The organism is Pseudomonas viridiflava, from assembly GCF_900184295.1.
Lineage (GTDB): Bacteria > Pseudomonadota > Gammaproteobacteria > Pseudomonadales > Pseudomonadaceae > Aquipseudomonas > Aquipseudomonas viridiflava.
Window position 1 is genome coordinate 635,974 of the sequence record NZ_LT855380.1, and the last position, 20,977, is coordinate 656,950.

25 protein-coding genes are annotated in these 20,977 nt (G+C 60.0%); 24 read left to right on the forward strand and 1 reads right to left on the reverse strand.

Going from position 1 to position 20,977, the window contains the following annotated elements:
- The first annotated feature begins 47 nt into the window (after window positions 1-47).
- From CFBP1590_RS03055 to CFBP1590_RS03165, 23 genes are all read left to right on the forward strand, one after another.
- Window positions 48-437, forward strand: a complete 390-nt coding sequence (locus CFBP1590_RS03055; protein WP_004885392.1) for a DUF3450 domain-containing protein — start codon at window positions 48-50, stop codon at window positions 435-437.
- The gene (locus CFBP1590_RS03060; protein ID WP_025995968.1) at window positions 418-756 is read left to right on the forward strand and encodes a hypothetical protein; all 339 of its coding nucleotides are present in this window, start codon (window positions 418-420) and stop codon (window positions 754-756) included. The genes CFBP1590_RS03055 and CFBP1590_RS03060 overlap by 20 nt, the downstream gene beginning before the upstream one ends.
- Window positions 757-842: 86 nt before the next feature.
- The gene (locus tag CFBP1590_RS03065; protein WP_058431030.1) at window positions 843-1,433 is read left to right on the forward strand and encodes a phage tail terminator protein; all 591 of its coding nucleotides are present in this window, start codon (window positions 843-845) and stop codon (window positions 1,431-1,433) included.
- Window positions 1,430-1,615, forward strand: a complete 186-nt coding sequence (locus tag CFBP1590_RS03070; protein WP_004885397.1) for a DUF2635 domain-containing protein — start codon at window positions 1,430-1,432, stop codon at window positions 1,613-1,615. The genes CFBP1590_RS03065 and CFBP1590_RS03070 overlap by 4 nt, the downstream gene beginning before the upstream one ends.
- 18 nt (window positions 1,616-1,633) lie before the next feature.
- Window positions 1,634-3,130 (forward strand): phage tail sheath subtilisin-like domain-containing protein, encoded by a 1,497-nt coding sequence (locus tag CFBP1590_RS03075; protein WP_088234465.1) that lies wholly within the window; start codon window positions 1,634-1,636, stop codon window positions 3,128-3,130.
- Window positions 3,131-3,197: 67 nt separating this feature from the next.
- Window positions 3,198-3,545, forward strand: a complete 348-nt coding sequence (locus CFBP1590_RS03080) for a phage tail tube protein (RefSeq protein ID WP_029243354.1) — start codon at window positions 3,198-3,200, stop codon at window positions 3,543-3,545.
- Window positions 3,542-3,838, forward strand: a complete 297-nt coding sequence (locus CFBP1590_RS03085; protein WP_025995972.1) for a phage tail assembly protein — start codon at window positions 3,542-3,544, stop codon at window positions 3,836-3,838. Before CFBP1590_RS03080 ends, CFBP1590_RS03085 begins: the two co-directional genes overlap by 4 nt.
- 130 nt (window positions 3,839-3,968) lie before the next feature.
- A complete protein-coding gene (locus CFBP1590_RS03090) occupies window positions 3,969-6,251 on the forward strand; it encodes a phage tail tape measure protein (RefSeq protein WP_088234466.1) in 2,283 nt (760 codons plus the stop codon).
- The gene (locus tag CFBP1590_RS03095; RefSeq protein ID WP_088234467.1) at window positions 6,248-7,741 is read left to right on the forward strand and encodes a DNA circularization protein; all 1,494 of its coding nucleotides are present in this window, start codon (window positions 6,248-6,250) and stop codon (window positions 7,739-7,741) included. Before CFBP1590_RS03090 ends, CFBP1590_RS03095 begins: the two co-directional genes overlap by 4 nt.
- A 3-nt stretch (window positions 7,742-7,744) precedes the next feature.
- A complete protein-coding gene (locus CFBP1590_RS03100; RefSeq protein WP_029243351.1) occupies window positions 7,745-8,851 on the forward strand; it encodes a phage baseplate assembly protein in 1,107 nt (368 codons plus the stop codon).
- Window positions 8,848-9,357: a phage baseplate assembly protein V gene (locus CFBP1590_RS03105; RefSeq protein ID WP_004885410.1), complete on the forward strand. Its 510-nt coding sequence runs from the start codon at window positions 8,848-8,850 to the stop codon at window positions 9,355-9,357. Before CFBP1590_RS03100 ends, CFBP1590_RS03105 begins: the two co-directional genes overlap by 4 nt.
- Window positions 9,357-9,755 (forward strand): phage GP46 family protein, encoded by a 399-nt coding sequence (locus tag CFBP1590_RS03110; protein WP_004885412.1) that lies wholly within the window; start codon window positions 9,357-9,359, stop codon window positions 9,753-9,755. The genes CFBP1590_RS03105 and CFBP1590_RS03110 overlap by 1 nt, the downstream gene beginning before the upstream one ends.
- Window positions 9,745-10,785: a baseplate J/gp47 family protein gene (locus CFBP1590_RS03115; protein WP_058431025.1), complete on the forward strand. Its 1,041-nt coding sequence runs from the start codon at window positions 9,745-9,747 to the stop codon at window positions 10,783-10,785. Before CFBP1590_RS03110 ends, CFBP1590_RS03115 begins: the two co-directional genes overlap by 11 nt.
- Window positions 10,773-11,372: a YmfQ family protein gene (locus CFBP1590_RS03120; RefSeq protein ID WP_025995979.1), complete on the forward strand. Its 600-nt coding sequence runs from the start codon at window positions 10,773-10,775 to the stop codon at window positions 11,370-11,372. Before CFBP1590_RS03115 ends, CFBP1590_RS03120 begins: the two co-directional genes overlap by 13 nt.
- A 10-nt stretch (window positions 11,373-11,382) precedes the next feature.
- Window positions 11,383-13,185 carry a phage tail protein gene (locus tag CFBP1590_RS03125; RefSeq protein ID WP_088234468.1) on the forward strand — a complete coding sequence of 601 codons (1,803 nt, stop codon included), beginning with the start codon at window positions 11,383-11,385 and terminating at the stop codon, window positions 13,183-13,185.
- A 10-nt stretch (window positions 13,186-13,195) separates the two neighbouring features.
- Entirely contained in the window at window positions 13,196-13,708 is a 513-nt protein-coding gene (locus tag CFBP1590_RS03130) for a tail fiber assembly protein (protein ID WP_088234469.1), read from the forward strand.
- A gap of 135 nt (window positions 13,709-13,843) precedes the next feature.
- On the forward strand, window positions 13,844-14,848 hold the full coding sequence (locus CFBP1590_RS03135; RefSeq protein WP_088234470.1) for a phage tail protein: 1,005 nt from the start codon (window positions 13,844-13,846) through the stop codon (window positions 14,846-14,848).
- A 23-nt stretch (window positions 14,849-14,871) separates the two neighbouring features.
- A complete protein-coding gene (locus CFBP1590_RS03140) occupies window positions 14,872-15,417 on the forward strand; it encodes a glycoside hydrolase family 19 protein (protein ID WP_029243347.1) in 546 nt (181 codons plus the stop codon).
- Entirely contained in the window at window positions 15,414-15,923 is a 510-nt protein-coding gene (locus tag CFBP1590_RS03145; RefSeq protein WP_058431020.1) for a lysis system i-spanin subunit Rz, read from the forward strand. Before CFBP1590_RS03140 ends, CFBP1590_RS03145 begins: the two co-directional genes overlap by 4 nt.
- Window positions 15,924-16,318: 395 nt before the next feature.
- Window positions 16,319-16,918: an aminodeoxychorismate/anthranilate synthase component II gene (locus CFBP1590_RS03150; protein ID WP_029243345.1), complete on the forward strand. Its 600-nt coding sequence runs from the start codon at window positions 16,319-16,321 to the stop codon at window positions 16,916-16,918.
- Window positions 16,919-16,939: 21 nt separating this feature from the next.
- Window positions 16,940-17,989, forward strand: coding sequence for an anthranilate phosphoribosyltransferase (gene trpD / locus CFBP1590_RS03155; RefSeq protein WP_057410148.1), 1,050 nt, complete (start codon window positions 16,940-16,942; stop codon window positions 17,987-17,989).
- The gene (trpC, locus tag CFBP1590_RS03160; RefSeq protein WP_088234471.1) at window positions 17,986-18,822 is read left to right on the forward strand and encodes an indole-3-glycerol phosphate synthase TrpC; all 837 of its coding nucleotides are present in this window, start codon (window positions 17,986-17,988) and stop codon (window positions 18,820-18,822) included. The genes trpD and trpC overlap by 4 nt, the downstream gene beginning before the upstream one ends.
- A 34-nt stretch (window positions 18,823-18,856) precedes the next feature.
- Window positions 18,857-19,549, forward strand: coding sequence for a lipoate--protein ligase family protein (locus CFBP1590_RS03165; RefSeq protein WP_088234472.1), 693 nt, complete (start codon window positions 18,857-18,859; stop codon window positions 19,547-19,549).
- A gap of 12 nt (window positions 19,550-19,561) precedes the next feature.
- Here the strand turns inward: CFBP1590_RS03165 and crp are convergent, their stop codons facing one another.
- Window positions 19,562-20,206: a cAMP-activated global transcriptional regulator CRP gene (gene crp, locus CFBP1590_RS03170; RefSeq protein ID WP_088234473.1), complete on the reverse strand. Its 645-nt coding sequence runs from the start codon at window positions 20,204-20,206 to the stop codon at window positions 19,562-19,564.
- 211 nt (window positions 20,207-20,417) lie between these two features.
- Between crp and CFBP1590_RS03175 the strand changes: the two genes are divergently transcribed.
- Window positions 20,418-20,840 carry an OsmC family protein gene (locus CFBP1590_RS03175; protein ID WP_025995989.1) on the forward strand — a complete coding sequence of 141 codons (423 nt, stop codon included), beginning with the start codon at window positions 20,418-20,420 and terminating at the stop codon, window positions 20,838-20,840.
- The last annotated feature ends 137 nt before the right edge of the window (window positions 20,841-20,977 follow it).

Genomic DNA, 20,977 nt, shown 5'->3' on the forward strand with positions numbered 1-20,977 from the left:
ATTTCCCCGGCCGCCACTGTGCGGCCTTTTTTATGCGTGGAGCAAAGATGGACCCAACCGACCTTGGACCAGGCACAGCTACCTGGCTGGGCGGCACTGGCACCATTCTGCTTGGCGGCTTTTTATGGCTGCGCAAGTTTCTTTCCAGAGACGCCGCCGACCGGGCGATGGATAACGCCGACATCGGCACCGTCCGGCGCCTCAATGAACTGCTCGACTCCGAGCGACAGATTCGCAAGGAGGCTGAAGCGCGGGCTGATCAGTTCGCCAAGGAGCGCAACGAACTCGCCGCAGCCGTTGGCCGCATGGAGGGCAAGATCGAAGCGCTGACCAGCCACATCGTGCAGCTCACCGACAAGGTGACCACCCAAAGCGCCGAGATAGCCCGGCTTCGTTCCCAGCTCGGAGGTGCCAACGATGCACAGATGCGTAATTGATTTCATCGCCCGTCGCGCCTGGCGCCAGATCGAGGTCTGGGTGATCGCCGCGTTGATGATCGCAGGCTGCCTGATGCTCGGGTTTCAGGCCGGTCAATGGTCGGCGAATACCGAACACACTCAACAGCTGGCCGAGGTGCGCAAGGCCTACGACGCAGCACTGGGCAGGCGCGATCTTCGTCTGGACCGGCTGGCCGAGAGTACGACCGAAGCCGCTGGCAAGGTCGAAAGCGCCGCCACGGTTGCCAGCGAGGCAGCGCACACGGCCAGTCGTGCTGCCGACAAGGCCAACAAGGTGCTCGACAAGGCAACCCAATAGCTCAAGGCGTTCAGCCGTCCATACCTTCCAGACTGGCAGCCATTGCTGGCGTGCTGGATCGACATTTCTTACACGCGGATTCACTCATGAAGATAACCCCGATAGTTGCCCATCTGCAGGCGACCTGCCCGACCTTTGCCGGGCGAATCAGTGCAGGGATCGACTGGGCGGCTGTTGCCCTCGGCGATCAACTCGCGCATCCCTCGGCTTATGTGATTGCCACCGGCGATCTCGCCACGGCCAACGATCTGCAGAACGTCGTTCGCCAGACCATCACCGACCGGCTGGACGTGGTGGTGGTGCTTGATGGCGGCGACAAGCGCGGACAGGAAGCCAGTGAACAACTGCATGCCATTCGCGCCGAGCTATGGCGTGCGCTGGTGGGCTGGAGCCCGGAGCGCGAGTACGACCCGATGCAATACCAGGGTGGCGCGCTGGTGCAGATCAGCGGTGACCGCGTGACCTATCGCTTCGGCTTCGCCTCGCAGTTTCAGTTGGGTCGCAACCTTGAAAGCCAGCCCGCCGAAACCTGGCACGAGGCGTATCTGGACGGGTTGCCGGGCTTTACCGGTGCCACGTTCGAGATGGACAGCATCGACCCGGCAGACCCCAACCTGAAATACCCAGGCCCGGACGGGCGTATCGAAGTGAAATTCTCAGGAGATGTAAAACCATGACCCAACGCATCACCGTTCTACCGGCCGAAGGCCGCACCGTGCCCGACCCTGAAGCAGGCGATCTGTTGCCTGCCGAAGGACGCGTCGTGACGTTCAACGCCTGGTGGCAACGCCGTCACAACGACGGCGATATCACCCTGCAAACCGAGCAATCCCCCACTCAATCCGCCGAAACGGCTTAATCAAGAGGAAGCCAAACAATGGCTATCAGCTTTAACAACATTCCATCCGATGTCCGCGTGCCGCTGTTCTATGCGGAGATGGACAACTCGGCCGCCAACAGCGCGTCGGCCGGCATGCGCCGTCTGATCGTTGCTCAGGTCAACGACGATGTCACCGGCCCGGAAATCGGTTCGCTGGTGCTGGTGCCAAGCGTGGCGCTGGCGAAGAACCTTGGTGGTCAGGGCTCCATGCTCGCCGCCATGTACGAAACCTGGCGCAAGGCCGACCCGACCGGTGAAGTCTGGTGCCTGCCGCTACTCAACACCGAAGGCGCCAAAGCCGTTGCAACGGTTACCGTAGCGGGCGCAGCGACCGAAACCGGTCTGCTGAACCTGTATGTCGGCGGCGTGCGCGTGCAAGCTACTGTGGTCAATGGCGCAACGGCGGCTCAGGCTGCCAATGCCCTGTCGGTGAAGATCAACGCCACGCCTGACCTGCCAGTCCGGTCGGTCGTCGACGCGGGCGTGCTGACCCTCTCTTGCAAATGGAGCGGCGTGAGCGGCAACGACATCCGCCTGGAATTCAACCGCCTGGGCAAGACCAATGGCGAAGCGATTCCGGCAGGCCTCACCGCTGAAGTCACCGCCATGACCGGCGGCGTCGGCACCCCTGACCAGGTTCAGGCGCTGGCTGCTCTGGGCGATGAGCCTTTCGAGTTCCTGTGCCTGCCATGGACCGACACCAGCACGCTGGATGCCTGGAAAGCGGCCATGGACGACAGCACCGGTCGCTGGAGCTGGGCGCGTCAACTGTACGGTCATGTCTACAGCGCCAAGCGTGGCACGGTCGGTACGTTGGTCGCCGCAGGTCAACTGCGCAACGATCAGCACATCACCATTCAGGCCGTCGAGATGGCAGCGCCACAGCCGGTCTGGCTGCAAGCGGCTGCTCTGGCGGCACGCACGGCTGTGTTCATTTCCGCCGACGCCAGCCGTCCGACCCAGAGCGGCACCATGCCCGGTCTGGACCCTGCACCGGCCAGCCAGCGTTTCACGCTGACCGAGCGTGAATCGTTGCTGCGTTACGGCATTGCCACGGCGTACTACGAAGGCGGTTATGTGCGCATTCAGCGCTCGATCACCACCTATCAAAAGAACGCTTACGGCCAGGCCGACAACTCTTACCTGGACAGCGAAACCATGCACCAGTCGGCGTTCATCATTCGCCGTCTGCAGGGTGTGATTACCAGCAAGTACGGTCGCCACAAGCTGGCCAGCGATGGCACGCGTTTCGGCGCCGGTCAGCCGATCATCACGCCGAGCACCATTCGCGGTGAGCTGATCGCGCAGTACGCCCGTCTTGAAGAAGAAGGCCATGTGGAGAACGCGGAAGTGTTCGCCCAGCACCTTATCGTTGAACGTGACGGCAACGATCCGAGCCGCGTGAACGTGATGTTCCCGCCGGATTACATCAACGGCCTGCGCGTGTTTGCACTGCTCAACCAGTTCCGCCTGCAGTACGACGAAGCGGCGTAAGTTTTTCCACCAACATCACTTTCAAACCCGCCTCGTGCGGGTTTTTTCATTCTGGAGATAAAAGAACATGGCTCAGAAAGTTGCGGGTACCTGCTACATCAAAGTGGATGGCACCCAATTGACCATCAGCGGCGGCGGTGAAGCCCCGTTGATGAACGTGAAGCGTGACACCGTCGTGCCGGGCTACTTCAAGGAAGTGGATAAAGCCGCCTGGTTGAAATTCAAGGCCGTACACACGCCAGACATGCCGCTCAAACTGCTCACCACCGGTGTGGATATGACCATCACCTGCGAATTCAATAATGGCAAGACCTACGTTCTGTCCGGCGCCTATCTGGTCGAAGAACCTGTCAGCAAGGCCGATGACGGCACCATCGACTTGCGATTCGATGGCAGTCAGGGGAGCTGGCAATGAGCGAAATCATCGAACTGGTGAGCCCGATCGAGGCTCATGGTGAAACCGTCTCGCAACTGACGTTTCGCCGCCCCACCGCACAGGAAGCGCGCGCCATCAAGGCCCTGCCTTACCGGATCGACAAGAACGAGGACGTGTCCCTCGATCTGGACGTGGCGGCGAAATACATCGCCGTCTGCGCCGGCATTCCGCCGTCGTCCGTCAACCAGATGGATCTGTGTGACATCAACACGTTGAGCTGGAAGGTCGCGAGTTTTTTCATGGCAGCGGCATCAGCGACCTTGAAGGCCTGATAGCCGTCGTTTACGACCTCGCGTACTTCTGGAAGACCGACCCCGAACTGATGATGTCCAGGGAGCTGGACATCATCACCGAGTCGATCTTGCAGGCGCAACGCATCAACCAGATCCTGCAGGGGGAGTGATGGCAGACACTATAAAAACGCTGATCACCGGCGTCGATCAACTGTCTCCAACGCTGGAGACGATCAACAAGAACGTCAAAGGATTCCAGCAAGGGCTTGAGGACTCCGGGCTGGGAAAAGTCCCGCTCGAAAACATGATCAACGAAAGCACCCTGGCGCAGCCGCTGATCGATGCGGTCAAGGCCGCAATGGGTTTCGAGACAAGCATGGCCGGTGTGAAACGGTCGGTGACGTTTGATACCCCGCAGCAATTCCAGGCGATGAGCCGTGACATTCTTGACCTGAGTGAACGGCTTCCGGAAAGCGCCAGTGGTCTTGCGGCGATTGTCACTGAAGGCGCCAAGGCCAATGTGCCACGCGCCGAGCTGACCGGGTTTGCCACCGATGCCGTGAAAATGGGCATCGCGTTCGACCAGACCGCAGCTCAGTCTGGCGAGATGATGGGCAAGTGGCGTTCTTCATTCGAGATGACTCAGCCACAGGTCGCGGCGCTGTCCGAGAAGATCAACGTGCTGGGCGGCAACAATCTGGAGAAGCAGATTGCGACCATGGTCACCGCGATGGGCCCGCTCGGGCCTGTGGCGGGTCGGGCGTCGGGCGAGATTGCCGCCATGGGCGCCACGCTGGCCGGGGTGGATGTACCGACCGATGTGGCCGCCAAGGGCATCAAGAGTTTCATGCAGTCGATTACCGAGGGCGGCGCAGCCAAGGCCGGGGCTTTTGAGGCCCTGCAGCTGGACATCAACCAGTTGACCCAGGGCATGCAACAGGACCCGTCCGGGACCATCGAGAAGGTACTGAAGGCCATCTCGACGGTCGATCCGGGCACACAGTCGGCGGTCATCACGCAACTGTTTGGTGAAGAGTCGCTGGGCGCTATCACGCCGCTGCTGAAGAACCTGGATGTGCTGCGCTCCAACCTGGCGAAAGTCGGAGAAGGGGTGCAGTCGGCAGGGACTATCGAGCAGGAGTTCCAGGCCAACTCGGAGACGACAGCGGTCGCTCTCAAAGAGATGGAGAATCGGGTTGATCGCCTGAGCATCAACATCGGCAGCATGTTTCTGCCTGCGATGAACGAAACAATGGCCGTGATCGGGCCGATGATTTCTCAGGTCGCAGCACTGGCCGCCGAACACCCGGGCGTCATCAAGGGTGTGGTGGGCGCTGCGATTGCCTTTGGCGTGCTGCAGGTGGCCGTCATCGCGGCGACCAACGCCAGCAGAGTGCTGAGCTCGGTCCTCGGTATGTCTCCGGTGGGCATTATCGTGCGGGCGCTGGCGCTGGCCGCCGGTCTGCTGATCGCCAACTGGTCGACCGTTGCCCCTTATTTCCAGGCGGTATGGGCTGCGATCCGTGAGCCGGTCATGGCGTTGTGGGAAGTATTCAAGACAGTCTTCGGCTGGACGGCGATCGGTCTGGTCGTCTCGAATTGGCAACCGTTATCCGCGTTTTTCGGTGGGCTTTGGGACGGCATCAAGACGCTGGCTGCGTCGGCGTTCGACGTGATGAAGACGTTGTTCAGCTGGTCGCCGATCGGACTGATCATCTCGAACTGGGAGCCGTTGTCCGCGTTTTTCAGCGCGCTTTGGGGTGTTATCCAGGCCTTGGCTTCGCCGGTGATTGGTTACTTTCAATCAATGTTCGACTGGTCGCCAATGGACATGGTTTCGGCTGCCTGGCAACCCGTGAGCGGTTTCTTCACGGGTATCTGGGAAGGCATCAAGGCCGAGACCGCGCCGCTCATGGACGCGCTGACGGGGCTGTTCAACTGGTCGCCGATGGATTCGATCAACGAGAAGTGGGCGCCGATCAAAACCTTCTTTTCGGTTCTGTTCACGGACATCAAGCCGTTCATTGACCCGATCCTGAGCTGGTTCGGTATGGGCTCCGAGGACAAGTCTCTGCTGCAAAAAGCCACTCAAAAGCTCAACGAGTTCGCTGAAGAACGGCGTGTGGATAACGCCGGTCCCGGTGGTGGCAAAGGGGCGTTTCTGACCTCCGACGCTGTGCAGGTCAGCCAGTTGAAACAGCAGCAGATCAATCAGGCAATGGGCATACCGGCAACCAGCCAGTTGCTGAGTGCGCCCAACCTGCCAGCCCCTGGCAGCCTGTTGCTGCAACAGGGCGCAGGCATGGGTTCACGGCTTGAAGGCGAGCTCAATATTCGCTTTGAAAACGCGCCGCCTGGCATGCGCACTGAACAGATGCAGACCAATCAACCGGGTTTGACGATATCGCCAAGCGTGGGTTATCGAACCCTCGGCGCAGGAGCCGCATCATGAGTACATGGCGTGACAGCCTGTTGCCCGCGTCCTTTCGGGGTGTCGGCTTTTTCATCAGCAGTACGGCCGTTCCGATAGGACGCAAAGGACAACTGCATGAGTTTCCGCAGCGCAACGAACCTTACTTCGAGTCGCTGGGCAAGCAATCGCAAGTCCATACGGTAACGGCGTTCATTGTCGGGCCGGACTGTTTTGAGCAAAGGGACAAGCTGCTTCAGGCGCTGGAAGCGTCGGGCGCTGGTGAGTTGGTGCATCCCTGGCTGGGACGGATGCAGGTGCAGGTTGGCGATTGCGACATGACGCACAGCCTGGCCGAAGGCGGAATCGTGCGTCTGAACCTGAAGTTCTACCCGGATCAGCCGCTGAAGTTTCCGACGTCGACGCTCAACACGGGACGCCAGCTCATGCAGGCGTCGGACGGATTGCTGGGTTCTGCGCTCAGGCGCTACCGGGCGGTCATGGCGACGGTGGATGCGGTGCGCATCAACATTCAGGCGCTGCGCAGCACATTGTCTGGCGTATTCGCCACGATTCAGCGGCAGTTCTCCTCGTTCATGACGGTCTATTCGGATGCCACCGCACTGGTGCATTCGCTGGTCAACGCGCCTTACACCGTGAGTACGATGTTCTCCACGTTCTTTGCCAGCTTCCAGGGTGACAGCCGCCGGAGCAGCAGAGAGCGCGGCAGTAGCAACGTCGGCGCAGGCGGCACTGGATCTGGCAGCGGAAGTTCTGGCGGTGGCAGCACAGGCAGTGGTTCAGGTAGTTCTGGCAGTGGCAATACGGGGGGCAGTTCCGGCAGTGGTTCCGGTAGCTCGGGTAGCGGCGGCTCCAGTGGTTCCAGCGGTTCCAATGGCACAGGTAGCGTCGGTAACGTTGCGTCCGGCGCCTCGGTCTCCCGAAATAATTCGGGTGTCGAGGCGGTTCCGTATCGCTCGATCATCTCCGACGCCACTCAACAGGCGCAGGCGGTCTCCAGCATCAATCAGGTCAATCAGGGCGGAGGTCTCGATACCGGGGTGACTGCTCAGGCCACGGCGGATCTGGTGCAGGACGCGCTGCTCGTCAAGGTGGCGCGGGTTGTGGCCAGCATGCCGGTGGCGGTCAGCACGACACCGATTCTGGTCGTTCCTTCGCTGGATCAGCAACGGGTTCAACCGCTGCAACGTGCGGATGTGCCGGTGGCCGACGATGTGATCGAACTGCGCGACACGCTCAGCGCGGCGATCTGGGACGCCTCATTGAAAGCCGATCCGGAGCATTACCTGGCGCTCAATACGCTGCGTCATGCACTGATCAGTCACCTCAACGCAGTGGCTGCTTCCGGTGTACGCCTGCAGGACATGAAGGTCTCCGAACCTTTACCGGCACTGGTGCTGGCGTACCGTCGTTTCGGCGACGCAAGCCGCTCGCGCGAAGTGGTTCAGCGCAACCGTATTCCGCATCCAGGCTTCGTGCCGCCCGGCACGCTCAAGATCGCTCAGGAGTAACCCATGATCGACCCCAATGTTGTCACCTTGACGGTGGATGACAAGGATTACGCTGGCTGGAAAACCGTGGAAATCTCCGCAGGCATCGAGCGTCAGGCGCGCAGCTTCGACATCAGCCTGACCTGGCAATGGCCTGGAACGGACATGGTCAGACCTGTTCGGGCAGGTGCCCGGTGTGCGGTCAGTATCGGCGGCGAGCTGATCCTGACAGGCCGGGTGTTCGCCACACCTGTGAGCTATGACGACAAGCAGATCACCTTGAAGATCTCCGGGCGCTCCCTGACGGCCGACCTCATTGATTGTTCTGCGATCAACAAACCTGGCGAGTGGAACGACGTGTCGGCGCTGACCATCGTCAGGGAGCTGGCCGCGTCCTACAACGTGAAGGTGCTCAGCGAGATACCGGAAACCTCGAGGAAATCGAAGCACACCATCGAGCCCGGTGAGACCGTGTTCAAGTCCATCGACCGCCTGCTGACCGTGTTCCGGATATTTTCCACCGATGACGAATACGGCAATGTCGTGCTCGCCAGGCCCGGCAGCATGGGCAATGCAGTGGACGCGCTGGAACTGGGCAGGAACGTACTGTCAGCCGTTGCGCCGCTGGATTTTTCCGGACTCTTTTCCGAGTACCAGGTCATTGGCCAGCAGGCGGGCAATGACAAGACATTCGGCAAGGCGGCGTCCGAGGTATCGGCCTCGGTCACTGACAGCAGCGTTACGCCTGCGCGTGTGCTGGTCATCCATGAGGAGTCGCCAATCACACCGGCACTGGCGTTGAGCCGTGCCAAATGGGAGCGCGGTCATCGCCAGGGCAAGACGCGGCTCACGACCTACAAGGTGCAGGGCTGGCGGCAGGCCAACGGCGCGCTATGGCGCCATAACACCCTGGTCCGGGTCGTTGATTCGATCCTCGATCTGGATCAGGAAATGCTGATTTCAGCCATTACCTATTCGCTCAGCGATAAGGGCACCACCACCACGCTGGTGGTGGGGCCGATAGAGGGTTTTGAAGCCGAGCCCGGTGATCCTGAAAAGCGCAGCAAGGTGCCGGTCAACAAGGACGCCTACAGCTACGCGCAACCCAATGACGAAGGAACACTTGCATGAGTCTATTCAACCGCATGCTGGTGCGCGGCACGGTCGTGCTCGCAAGGGCCAGCAGCAAAATGCAGGCGCTGCAAATGCGTCTGACGGCAGGGGAGGTCAGGGGCGATATGGAGCATTTCGAACCCTACGGTTTCACCAGCAACCCGCTGGCCGGCGCCGAAGGCATCGCTGCCTTCATCGGCGGCGACCGCTCCCATGGGCTGCTGCTGGTCGTCGCCGACCGCCGTTATCGCCTTCAGGGACTGGAGTCGGGCGAAGTGGCGATCTACACCGATGAGGGCGACAAGGTGCACTTCAAGCGCGGCAAGGTCATCGACATCGAAACCAACACCTTGAACATCAAGGCGGCGACGGCGGTGAACTTCGATACGCCGCAGATCACCCAGACCGGAAAGATCGTTTCCCAGGGCGACCAGATTGCCGGCGGCATCAGCCAGATCACTCATCTGCACGGCAGCGTGCGCTCCGGTCCCGACCAGAGCGGGCCGCCCGTTGGAGGTGGCTGATGATTATCGAAGGCTCCTTGCAGGCTTCGTTGCTGCGCTCGGTGATCATCAGCCTGTTCACCTGGCGCCGCGCCGAAGCGGACGATCCGTTCGACGATGCAGAGCGCTTCGGCTGGTGGGGCGACACCTACCCGGCCGTTGCCAATGACCGGATTGGTTCCAGGCTCTGGCTGCTGCGCAGGGTCAAGCTCACCGCTCAGACGCAGCGCGACGCCGAGTTCTATGCCCGCGAAGCGTTGAGCTGGCTGATCGACGACGGTCACGTCCAACGCATCAATATCTTCACCGAACAGGTTCAGAGCAATCGCTTGAACCTGGGCGTCGAGCTGGTCGTCCCGGACGGTCAGGTCGTGCGCTTCAACCCTTCAGAACAGTGGCAGGTGATTTATGCCGTTTGAAACCCCCACGTTACCCGCACTCGTCAACCGCACACAGGTTGATCTGGCGGGCGACGCGCTTCGTCAGTCCGATGCCCGCGTGCTGTCCCGCGCCCACAGTGGCGCTGCCTATGGGCTGTATGGCTATCAGGACTGGATCGCGGACCAGATTCTGCCGGACACCGCCGATGAAGAAACCCTGGAGCGCCAGGCCATCCTGCGTCTCAGGCAACCGCGCAAACCCGCGCAGCCTGCCACCGGCGCCGTGCGTTTTGTGGCGGCCGCGGGCGCTGTGCTGGATGTCGACACGATCCTGCAGTTCAGCGATGGGCGTTTCTATCGCGTAACCCAGGGCGTTACCACAGTGGCAGGCAACAACACGACCACTGTCGAGGCGGTGGACGCGGGAGCCTTGGGCAATGCGGATGCCGGTCAGGTCATGACCGTCGTGCAGCCTGTCGAAGGCATCGACAGCAGCTTTACCGTGATCGCCGACGGCCTGACCGGCGGCATCGCCCGGGAAAGCACCGAGTCGCTGCGGGCTCGTGTCGTGCGTTCCTACAGGGTCATCCCGCACGGCGGCAATCAGGACGACTACGTCACCTGGGCGCTGGACGTGCCGGGCGTAACACGAGCCTGGTGTGTACGTCGTTATATGGGGCCGGGCACCGTCGCGGTGTTTTTCATGCGCGACGATGACGCCACCCCGACGCCGGATGCGGATCAGCTGGCCCAGGTGGCGGCATACATCGAGCCGCTGCGCCCGGTCACGGCCGAACTGTACGTGCTGGCGCCGGTGCAGAAACCAGTGACCTACACCATCAGCCTGACGCCGGACACCACGGCGGTGCGCGCCGCTGTGCAGGCGCAACTGGCGGACCTGCATAACCGCGAGGCGGGCTTGGGTGAAACCCTGTTGCTGACGCACATTGCCGAGGCCATCAGCCGGGCGACCGGAGAAACCGACCACGTGTTGATCTCACCGACGGCCAATGTCACGGCAGCCGCCAATCAGCTGCTCACCTTCGGGGGGATTCTATGGTCGTCATAAGAACCGCCGAGCATTACGCCGAACAACTGCAAGCCCTGCTACCGCCCGGACCTGCCTGGGACCCGGAGCGCGTGCCCGAGGTGCAGCAACTGATCGCCGGCCTGTCCCATGAGTTCGCTCGCATTGACGGCCGCGCCTTCGACCTGCTCAACGAGATGGACCCGGCCACCGTCAGCGAACTGGTTCCGGATTGGGAGCGGGTCATGAACCTGCCCGACCCCTGCCTTGGCCTCAAGCCACTGTTCGAAGACCGACGCCTATCGGTACGTCAGCGGCTGGTAGCCGTAGGAGGGCAGAACGCGGCGTTCTACGTCGGGATTGCCGTCAGCCAGGGCTATCCCGATGCCTCCGTCACCGAATTCAGAACGCCCCGTATGGGGCGTTCTCGTTTTGGGCAGGCGCATTTCGGCACCTGGAACGCGCAATTCATGTGGACCCTGAACACCGGCGGGCGCCAGCGGCTGGGTCGGCGCTTTGGCGCCAGTTACTGGGGAGAGCGTTTCGGGGTCAATCCCGGAACCGCAATCGAATGCCTGATTCGTCGAGCAGCACCGGCGCACGGCATCGAATTCGTTAATTTCAACTGAGGAACAACCTATGGATTATCCCAAGAGTGTGCCAGGCGTAGGCCTGGTCAGCGGCAAGTTTGTAGATGAAAACCCGGCGACCGGCACCCCCGGCTCGCTGATTCCGGCGCAGTGGGGAAACTCGGTGACGCAGGAGATTCTGAACGTGATTCTGGGGGCCGGTCTGGTGCCCAGCGAAGCGGATGTCACGCAACTGCACAGGGCCATTCTCGGTCTCGCCGCTTCGGACTACAAAAAGTCCGTGCGCTGCGCCACGACCATGGCGATCGGCTTGAGCGGCTTGCAGACCATCGACGACGTCACGCTGGTGGCAGGCGACCGGGTACTGGTCAAGAACCAGGACAACCCGGCGCAGAACTGGATCTATTTGGCAGCAGCAGACGCCTGGACACGAGCGCAGGACGCCAATGAAAGTACCGAGTGCACCCCCGGTCACCTTGTGCCGGTGCAGGCAGGTACGAGGAACGGCGGTACGGTCTGGCAGTTGACCAACACAACGGCTCCGGTTTTGGGCACCACAGGCTTGGTCTTCGAGCGAGCGCTGGGGCGAAGTGGCGTGGCGGCGGGTAGTTATAGCCGGGTGAAGGTCAATCGGTATGGGCAGGTTGAGGAGGGGGGTAATCCTACGACGCTTGCCGGGTACGGTGTTACGGATGCTTATACCAAGGCGGAGTCAGACTTTCGGCATACTCAGCGACCTCTTCGCGATTCGATTACTCATGTAGGCATGGCAGGCAACCAGGCTGATTCGCCGTATATGCGTCGTGAGTCGGACGGGGGTATTTATTTCCTGCAGTCAAGGCTGGGTTTTGACCCTGTTCAGCAGGGCGGCGGCGTAGGGCAACAAGGTAATTCGATAAAAATAGGGTGGTCCGGTTCAGATCTTAAAGCGACCGTCGATGCCTCCGACTTGGGCAATCTGTGGTACTCCAAAAACTTTAACCCGGCCGATAAAGCCAACGTGGCTGACGTCTACGTCAAAAGTGAAGTCGATACACGTGTGGGAAGCAGGGCGTTAGCTGACAGTATCACTTATGTGGGGCTGGCCGGCGGTGACGTGACACAACCCTACATGCGTCGAGCGTCGGATTTGGCTATGTGCGCGCTTCAGACCAAGCTGAGTTATACGCCCGTTCAGCAAGGCGGTGGAGTAGGCCAGCTAGCCAATCTGGTCAAAATAGGCTGGTCCTCGACGGGCTTGAAAGCGACGGTCGACGCCGCCGATCTGGGCAATCTCTGGTATTCCAATAACTTTAATCCGGCCAGTAAAGCCAACGTAGCCGACGTGTACGTAAAAAGCGAAGTGGATTCGCGCGTCGCAAGCAGATCGTTAGCTGACAGCATCACTTACGTAGGACTGGCCGCCGGGGATATTACACAACCTTACATGCGGCGAGCCTCTGATTCGGCGATGTGTGCGCTTCAGACCAAGCTGGGTTATATGCCTATCGAACAAGGCGGCGGTCCTTACATGACCGCCAATAAAATACGTATTGGTTACAACGGTGCGGGAAGTTTACGCCTTCAAGTAGATGCAGCGGATTTCGGCGACCTGATCAATGATCAGAACTTGATGGCAAAAATTGTCGGTATAGGGCTGGGCGGGACGGGTTCTTATGCATTCGCGCGCGTCATCAACTCTATGGGTGCGGTCAATCAGGGTGGATTGGTAGCGGGCAACAATCTCATTTACAGCTCCACGAACGGCAGTGATGGCAGTACCAATAACTCAGGAACCATTGGTGTCGGCACATGGCGTGCGCATGGCGCTTTCTCCAACGGCGAACGCACTCTCTTTCAAAGAACCAGCTAAGGGTATTTATATGCACACAGTATTAAGCGCTCGCGACCCTCGCTGGTCCGATCTGGCACACACCTCTATTGAGATGTGGGTGTTATTTGAAGAAATGAAAGATATCTATGGTGAGGTGCCTTTTGCTGCGTCTCCCAAAGATTCCGAGCCTCACGGCGTCGACCTGTTCAACCGTGCTGTCGCCGGTGAGTTTGGCGAGGTACTGGAGCCCACCGAGCAAACGGTATTAACGCTGGTTACGCTCCAGCGGGAAGCCTTTTCAGCAACAGCCACTGCCAGAATCAACGAGCTGGTTGCTGAGCTGGATACGCTGCAAGACGCCACGGCGTTGAAGATGGAGACTGAAGCGCAAGTGAACTCCTTGCCTGCGATACAGGCCGAGCTCAATGCGTTCCGTCTTTATCGCGTGCAACTTTCCCAGCTTGAAACGTTGGAAGGTTATCCAGCGAAGGTCGATTGGCCTGTGGCTCCGGCAAAGCCGTTTGTGTATGTGCAGCCAGTCGAAGAAGCCGTGTCTGCTTAAAGCATCAGTGGCGCCGAAGTGCCCAATAGTGAACGGGGCATGCGTCTTGGAAAACAACCTCCCTGGATCCTTCCCCCAGCGTCGGCGTTCACGCCGGCGTTTTTTTGCTCTCAATAATGATTAAAAGGTATTCACATGAAAACAGTACTCAGCGCCCGCAACCCTGGCTGGGCGGATCAAGCCCACACCACCCTGAACCTGTGGGTGATTTTTGAAGAAAACAAGGATTCCGGTCGTGAGGAGGGGATATCCATCTCTGCGAATGACCAGGATCCGCAAGTTGTCGCGCTGTTCAATCGCGCCGTCGCGGGTGAGTTTGGAGTCATTGCCGAGCCCACCGAGCAGATGGTGCGGATCGCCGTCATGATGAAGCGTGGCAACTACTCGGCCGACGAGAGCCGCAAAATCGATGCACTGACCAACGATCTGTCTGTCCTGCAGAACGCTGTCGCATCGGGAACGGCCACCCAGGCTCAGATTGAATCCCTGCCTGCGCTGCAGGCCGAGCTTGATGCCTACATGGCTTACCGGGCAGACCTCGCCCACCTCGAAGACATCCCGGGGTTTCCTATGTCGTTCGTATGGCCGGTTCCGCCTGCGTCGCCGTTCGTGTACGTAAAGCCGCCTGAAGTGCCAACGCCGCCGACAGGTGTGAGCGATGATGAGCTGCCCTGGGTGATGTCGAGCATTCGCAACCCTCGCTGGGCCGATCAGTCCCATAACGCCATTATTCTTTTGGTGGTTTTCGAGAAAACCAAAGATACGCGTGGTGAAGAGGCGGTCACCGTTTCCTTCAACGACCCGAGGCCGCAAGCCAGAAAGCTGTTTGATCGTGCAATCTTCAGCGAGTTTGGCCCGGTTCTTGAGCCGCTTGAACCGCTTGAGCCTGTCGTCACCGTAGACGGTCGAGTTCAGCGTGACCGCTATGCGGCCATGGCTACTGCGAAAATCGAGGCGTTGAACAACACGCTGGGCACGTTGCAAAGCACCATCGAGGCTCAACTCAAATCCCTGCCTGCGCTACAGGCCGAGCGTGATGCGTACTGGCTTTACCGCGTGCAGCTTGCCCAACTCGATGCGCTGCCTGGCTTTCCCGTGTCGTTCGAATGGCCTGTTGCGCCAGCAACGCCGTTTGTTTGAGCCCGTCTGCCCAAGGAGGACCCATGCCTGTCAACCAGCAACAATTGCTAAACATCCTCCCCAACGCCGGCCTTAAAGCCGGCGTTTTCGTTCCTGCTCTCAACATCGCGATGACTTGCTACTGCATCGACACACGGCTGCGCGTGGCGGCATTCATCGCGCAGATCGGTCATGAGTCCGGCCAGTTGCGGTACGTGCGTGAACTGGGCAACGACAGTTACCTGGCGAAGTACGACACGGGTCAGTTGGCGCTGCGTCTGGGCAACACGCCCGACGCAGACGGCGACGGCCAGCTTTACCGGGGTCGTGGGCTGATTCAGGTCACGGGGCGGGCCAACTATGAAGCGTGCGGGGAGGCGCTGGGTCTGGATCTGTTGCGCCAGCCCGAGCTGCTTGAAAGGCCCGACCATGCCGCGATGTCGGCGGCATGGTTCTGGGATCGCGCCAACCTGAACGCGCTGGCGGACAAGGGCGATTTCCTGATGATCACCCGGCGTATCAATGGCGGCATCAATGGTCTGGCCGATCGACAGGCGCTCTATCAACGCGCCCTGGAGGTGCTGCCGTGAATGGTCTGGATCTGCGCTTCGTGTTGTTGGCGGTCGTGGTCGGTTCAGGCCTCGGTGGCTGGCTTGCCTGGGAATGGCAGGCCACGCGCTACGAGCAGCAACTCTCCGAGCAGGCGATGGCCTGTTTGCAGGAGCGCGAACTGGCGTCCAGGGCAGTCAGCGACTGGCAAACCGCTGAGCAGGCCAGGCGACGGGCGCTGGAAGTCCGTCTGCAAAACAGCGACACAACCCTTCACAAGGAATTGAGTGATGCACAGACTTCTCAGGTCCGCCTGCGTGATCGCCTGGCCACTGCTGATCTGCGGCTGTCAGTCCTCCTCGCCACCCCGAGCGGTGGTGCTGGAGTGTCAGCCGCCACCGACTCCGGCCGCGTGGTTCATGGAGGGCCGCGAGCCGAACTTGACCCAACGGCTGCTCAACGAATTGTCGCCATCGCCGACGACGGCGACCAGGGACTGATTGCGCTCAAGGCCTGCCAGGCCTACGTGCGTGAGATCGCGTTCTGAACGACCTGCCTCTTTCCCGCCTCCACACGGAGGCGCGGCCTTCTTGCAGCCTTTCCCAGGCTCGCCCATCGACGTTATCGAGCGCTTCGCCCGATACATTCATATTGCACCGCTCTCATCGGTACGCTAATGTCCCGAAACGTACCGATGAGACCCCTTCCGTGACGATTGTCAGCAAACTCTTGATGCGCGTTATCAAGGCTCACGCCCGCTGGCGTTGGCGCGCCTGACTATTTCCTTGCCGGCCCTGCCGGACCCGCACCTGTATGTCTTCAATTCGTCATGTTCTCCCGCCACTGTCACCTCATTCGATGTGGCTGAAAAGGCGGATGCTTGAGCGAATCGCGATCTGAAGGCGTAAACGAAGTCAGTAAATTCAAAAGGTTAATAGCAAAATGCTGCTGATGATCGATAACTATGATTCCTTCACCTACAACGTCGTGCAGTACCTGGGCGAACTGGGCGCCGACGTGAAGGTCATCCGCAATGACGAGCTGACCATCGCGCAGATCGAAGCCCTGAACCCCGAGCGCATCGTCGTTTCGCCCGGTCCTTGCACACCCAATGAAGCCGGTGTCTCGCTGGAAGTGATCAAGCACTTCGCGGGCAAACTGCCGATTCTGGGCGTCTGCCTTGGGCATCAGTCCATTGGTCAGGCATTTGGCGGTGACGTGGTCCGTGCGCGTCAGGTCATGCACGGCAAGACCAGTCCGGTGATCCATGAAGACCAGGGCGTGTTCGAAGGCTTGAACCATCCGCTGGTCGTCACGCGTTATCACTCGCTGGTGGTCAAGCTGGATACACTGCCTGACGCTCTGGAAGTGACTGCATGGACAGCACATGACGACGGCTCGGTTGACGAGATCATGGGCCTGCGTCACAAGACACTGAACGTCGAAGGGGTACAGTTTCACCCCGAGTCGATCCTGACCGAGCAGGGCCATGAGCTGTTCGCCAACTTCCTCAAGCAGCGCGGCGGCAGTCGTCAGGGTTAAGGACTTTTTATGAATACCCCCATGAATATCAAAAGCGCGCTGAACCGCGTGGTCAACCAGCTGGATCTGACCACGGACGAGATGCGCGATGTCATGCGCGAGATCATGACCGGCCAGTGCACTGAAGCACAGGTCGGTGCTTTCCTGATGGGCATGCGCATGAAAAGCGAAACCATCGATGAGATCGTCGGCGCGGTGTCGGTCATGCGTGAGCTGGCCGATCACGTCGAGCTGAAGACGTTGGAAGGCGTGGTCGATATCGTCGGCACCGGCGGCGACGGCGCCAACATCTTCAACGTTTCGACCGCATCCGCTTTCGTGATTGCAGCAGCGGGCTGCACCGTGGCCAAGCATGGCAACCGTGCGGTTTCGGGCAAGAGCGGCAGTGCCGATCTGTTGGAAGCCGCAGGCGTTTACCTGAACCTGACGCCGGTTCAGGTGGCGCGTTGCATCGACAGCGTCGGCATCGGTTTCATGTTCGCCCAGTCTCATCACAGCGCCATGAAGCACGCGGCGGGTCCGCGTCGTGACCTGAGCCTGCGCACCCTGTTCAACATGCTCGGCCCGCTTACGAATCCGGCCGGCGTACGCCATCAGGTGGTTGGCGTGTTCAATCAGGCGTTGTGCCGTCCGCTGGCCGAAGTGTTGCTGCGTCTGGGCAGCAAGCATGTGCTGGTGGTGCACTCGCAGGACGGGCTGGACGAGTTCAGCCTGGCCGCACCGACGTTCGTCGCGGAACTCAAGAATGGCGAAGTGACCGAATACTGGGTGCAGCCTGAAGACCTGGGCATCAAGAGTCAGAGCCTGTATGGCCTGGCGGTGGAAAGCCCGGCGGCCTCGCTTGAGCTGATCCGTGATGCTCTGGGTCGTCGCAAGACCGAGAACGGTCAGAAAGCCGCCGAAATGATTGTGCTCAATGCAGGGGCTGCACTTTATGCTGCAGACCACGCCACGAGCCTCAAGGAGGGCGTAGCACTGGCGCATGACGCGCTTCATACCGGCCTTGCCCGGGAAAAACTGGAAGAGTTGGGCGCCTTTACGGCAGTGTTCAAGCAGGAGAACGAAGAATGAGCGTACCAACCGTACTGGAAAAGATTCTTGCCCGTAAGGCTGAGGAAATCGCGGCCCGCCGCGCTGTCGTCAGCCTGGCCGAGCTTGAGCAACAAGCTGCTGCAGCCGATCCTGCGCGTGGCTTTGCCAAGGCGTTGATCGAACAGGCCAGGAAGAAGCAGCCTGCGGTCATTGCTGAAATCAAGAAGGCATCGCCCAGCAAAGGCGTGATCCGGGAAAACTTCCTGCCTGCCGAGATCGCCAAAAGCTACCAGGCCGGTGGCGCAACCTGCCTGTCAGTGCTGACCGATATCGACTTCTTTCAGGGTTCGGATCAATACCTGAGAGATGCCCGGGCGGCGTGCAACCTGCCTGTGATCCGCAAGGATTTCATGATCGATCCGTATCAGATCGTCGAAGCCCGTGCCTTGTGCGCGGACTGTGTTCTGCTCATCGTGTCGGCGCTGGACGACGTGCAGATGGCCGAACTGGCCGCCGTCGCCAAAAACGTGGGGCTGGATGTGCTGGTCGAAGTGCATGACGGCGACGAGCTGGATCGCGCACTCAAGACACTCGACACCCCGCTGGTAGGCATCAACAACCGTAACCTGCACACGTTCAATGTCAGTCTGGAAACCACGCTGGACTTGCTGCCGCGTGTTCCTCGCGACCGTCTGGTCATCACCGAAAGCGGCATTCTCAATCGTGCCGATGTCGAATTGATGGAAATCAGTGATGTGTATGCGTTTCTGGTCGGTGAGGCGTTCATGCGTGCTGAACATCCAGGTACGGAACTGCAGCGCCTGTTCTTCCCTGAGCGCGGAGCACCTGTAAGCGGCTCGACACTCGACTGACTGTTCCACACGTAGCAGGAGCCAGAGCGTTCGTATGTCAGACTCGATCATCGACATCTGTGTCGAAAAAGGACTGCAGGCCGAGCAGGATGTTCTGGCTGCTGTGTGTGCGGGCGAGGCAGAGCATGGGGTGCTGTTCTGGCGCCCCAATGATCAGGCGCTGGTGATGCCGCGTCGCTTGAGCCGGCTTCCTGGCTTCGTCGAAGCGAGCGAAACCCTGGCGGATAACGGATGGCCGATCCTGCTGCGGGAAACCGGCGGCGAACCGGTGCCGCAGTCGTCCGCCACCGTGAACATTGCACTGGTCTATGCACAGCCTTCGACTGACCTTGATCGGGACCGTATCGAGACAGCGTATCGCCGTCTGTGTCAGCCCATTCTCGACATGTTGAATGAGCTGGGTGGCGAGGCTTCGCTGGGTGAAGTGGAGGGTGCGTTCTGCGACGGTCGTTTCAACGTCAACCTCGACGGTCGCAAGATGGTCGGCACGGCCCAGCGCTGGCGTCAGAGCCAGGGCGGCGCGCGACCTGTTGTACTGGCTCACGCCGCCTTGTTGCTGGACGATGAAAGGGTGCAGATGGTCGCCGCCGTCAATCGCTTCAACGTGATCTGCGAGCTCGACGCGCACGTCCGGGCCGAAAGCCATATCGCGTTGCATGAAGCGTTTCCCGAGGCTGATGTGTCCGGGCTGCTGAGCGCCTATCGGCAGTTGCTTGCGGATATCTGACCCGTTCGCACGTCAGCGTGTGCCGTACACCACCATGGTCTTGCCTTTGACATCGATCAGGCTCTGCTCTTCGAGCGCCTTGAGCACTCGCCCCACCATTTCCCGTGAACAGCCCACGATGCGACCGATCTCCTGACGGGTGATCTTGATCTGCATCCCGTCGGGGTGGGTCATGGCATCGGGTTGCTTGCACAGGTCCAGCAGGGTACGAGCCACACGTCCGGTGACGTCCAGAAATGCGAGATCCCCCACCTTGCGCGTGGTGTTGCGCAGGCGATCCGCCATCTGGCCACCAAGGGCATAAAGAATATCCGGCTCCTGCTGCGTCAGTTCACGAAACTTGTCGTAGGCAATCTCGGCCACTTCGCACTCAGTCTTTGCCCTTACCCAGGCGCTGCGCACTGACGTCTGCCCCGCCTGTTCGAAAAGACCCAGCTCGCCGAAAAAGTCGCCGCTGTTGAGGTAGGCGATGATCATCTCGCGGCCTTCGTCGTCTTCGATCAGGATCGTGACCGATCCCTTGATGATGAGAAACAGCGAGTCAGAGCCGTCACCGGCGTTGATGATGTTGCTCTTGGCGGCGTAGCGACGGCGTTGTGCGTGTGGAAGAAGCTTTTCCAGATTCTTTGTTTTAGATGCAAGTGTGAGTGCGGCCATGCGTGAATTCCGAAATGAGGACCTGCGCCAAATGGCATACCTGTAGGTATCGGCTGCACCTGCATTCTCGCCAGCTTTTCGACGAGCTGCAGGCCCAATCTCCGAATATTCCTACACATCGGCTGCGAAAGGCATTTTTCATCATGTGATCAGGGAGCGGGGTGGCCCTGTGCTAAGCTGACGCCCCTTTTTTAGCACTGGAGTCTTGGCGATGAAGGCACGCATTCAATGGGCTGGTGAAGCCATGTTCCTCGGTGAGTCCGGCAGCGGTCACGTAGTGGTCATGGATGGCCCGCCCGAAAGTGGCGGTCGCAATCTGGGCGTTCGTCCTATGGAGATGGTGCTGATCGGTCTGGGCGGTTGCAGCAATTACGACGTCGTGAGCATCCTCAAGAAGTCCCGCCAGCCGGTCGAGAGCTGTGAAGCTTTCCTCGAGGCAGAGCGTGCAGACGAGGATCCGAAAGTCTTCACCAAAATCCATCTGCACTTTGTCGTCAAAGGTCGCGGGCTTAAAGAAGCCCAGGTCAAACGCGCCATCGAGCTGTCCGCAGAAAAGTATTGCTCTGCCTCGATCATGCTCGGCAATGCGGGTGTGAAGATCACCCACGATTATGAAATCGTCGAACTGGGCTGACCTCCAGACATCCAACGATCATAAAAACGGCGCACACTCTGGCAGACGGCTTCGGACGTCTGCATAATGCGCCACTTTTTCAGGGCGCAGCGTGCATTGGTTATCTGCTGTCGCGCCCGAACAGACAACCAAAATCG

Coding starts and splice junctions, on each gene's coding strand:
- CFBP1590_RS03055 (WP_004885392.1), top strand. CDS start 48: ATGGACCCAACCGACCTTGGACCAGGCACAGCTACCTGGCTGGGCGGC.
- CFBP1590_RS03060 (WP_025995968.1), top strand. CDS start 418: ATGCACAGATGCGTAATTGATTTCATCGCCCGTCGCGCCTGGCGCCAG.
- CFBP1590_RS03065 (WP_058431030.1), top strand. CDS start 843: ATGAAGATAACCCCGATAGTTGCCCATCTGCAGGCGACCTGCCCGACC.
- CFBP1590_RS03070 (WP_004885397.1), top strand. CDS start 1,430: ATGACCCAACGCATCACCGTTCTACCGGCCGAAGGCCGCACCGTGCCC.
- CFBP1590_RS03075 (WP_088234465.1), top strand. CDS start 1,634: ATGGCTATCAGCTTTAACAACATTCCATCCGATGTCCGCGTGCCGCTG.
- CFBP1590_RS03080 (WP_029243354.1), top strand. CDS start 3,198: ATGGCTCAGAAAGTTGCGGGTACCTGCTACATCAAAGTGGATGGCACC.
- CFBP1590_RS03085 (WP_025995972.1), top strand. CDS start 3,542: ATGAGCGAAATCATCGAACTGGTGAGCCCGATCGAGGCTCATGGTGAA.
- CFBP1590_RS03090 (WP_088234466.1), top strand. CDS start 3,969: ATGGCAGACACTATAAAAACGCTGATCACCGGCGTCGATCAACTGTCT.
- CFBP1590_RS03095 (WP_088234467.1), top strand. CDS start 6,248: ATGAGTACATGGCGTGACAGCCTGTTGCCCGCGTCCTTTCGGGGTGTC.
- CFBP1590_RS03100 (WP_029243351.1), top strand. CDS start 7,745: ATGATCGACCCCAATGTTGTCACCTTGACGGTGGATGACAAGGATTAC.
- CFBP1590_RS03105 (WP_004885410.1), top strand. CDS start 8,848: ATGAGTCTATTCAACCGCATGCTGGTGCGCGGCACGGTCGTGCTCGCA.
- CFBP1590_RS03110 (WP_004885412.1), top strand. CDS start 9,357: ATGATTATCGAAGGCTCCTTGCAGGCTTCGTTGCTGCGCTCGGTGATC.
- CFBP1590_RS03115 (WP_058431025.1), top strand. CDS start 9,745: ATGCCGTTTGAAACCCCCACGTTACCCGCACTCGTCAACCGCACACAG.
- CFBP1590_RS03120 (WP_025995979.1), top strand. CDS start 10,773: ATGGTCGTCATAAGAACCGCCGAGCATTACGCCGAACAACTGCAAGCC.
- CFBP1590_RS03125 (WP_088234468.1), top strand. CDS start 11,383: ATGGATTATCCCAAGAGTGTGCCAGGCGTAGGCCTGGTCAGCGGCAAG.
- CFBP1590_RS03130 (WP_088234469.1), top strand. CDS start 13,196: ATGCACACAGTATTAAGCGCTCGCGACCCTCGCTGGTCCGATCTGGCA.
- CFBP1590_RS03135 (WP_088234470.1), top strand. CDS start 13,844: ATGAAAACAGTACTCAGCGCCCGCAACCCTGGCTGGGCGGATCAAGCC.
- CFBP1590_RS03140 (WP_029243347.1), top strand. CDS start 14,872: ATGCCTGTCAACCAGCAACAATTGCTAAACATCCTCCCCAACGCCGGC.
- CFBP1590_RS03150 (WP_029243345.1), top strand. CDS start 16,319: ATGCTGCTGATGATCGATAACTATGATTCCTTCACCTACAACGTCGTG.
- trpD (WP_057410148.1), top strand. CDS start 16,940: ATGAATATCAAAAGCGCGCTGAACCGCGTGGTCAACCAGCTGGATCTG.
- trpC (WP_088234471.1), top strand. CDS start 17,986: ATGAGCGTACCAACCGTACTGGAAAAGATTCTTGCCCGTAAGGCTGAG.
- CFBP1590_RS03165 (WP_088234472.1), top strand. CDS start 18,857: ATGTCAGACTCGATCATCGACATCTGTGTCGAAAAAGGACTGCAGGCC.
- crp (WP_088234473.1), bottom strand. CDS start 20,206: ATGGCCGCACTCACACTTGCATCTAAAACAAAGAATCTGGAAAAGCTT.
- CFBP1590_RS03175 (WP_025995989.1), top strand. CDS start 20,418: ATGAAGGCACGCATTCAATGGGCTGGTGAAGCCATGTTCCTCGGTGAG.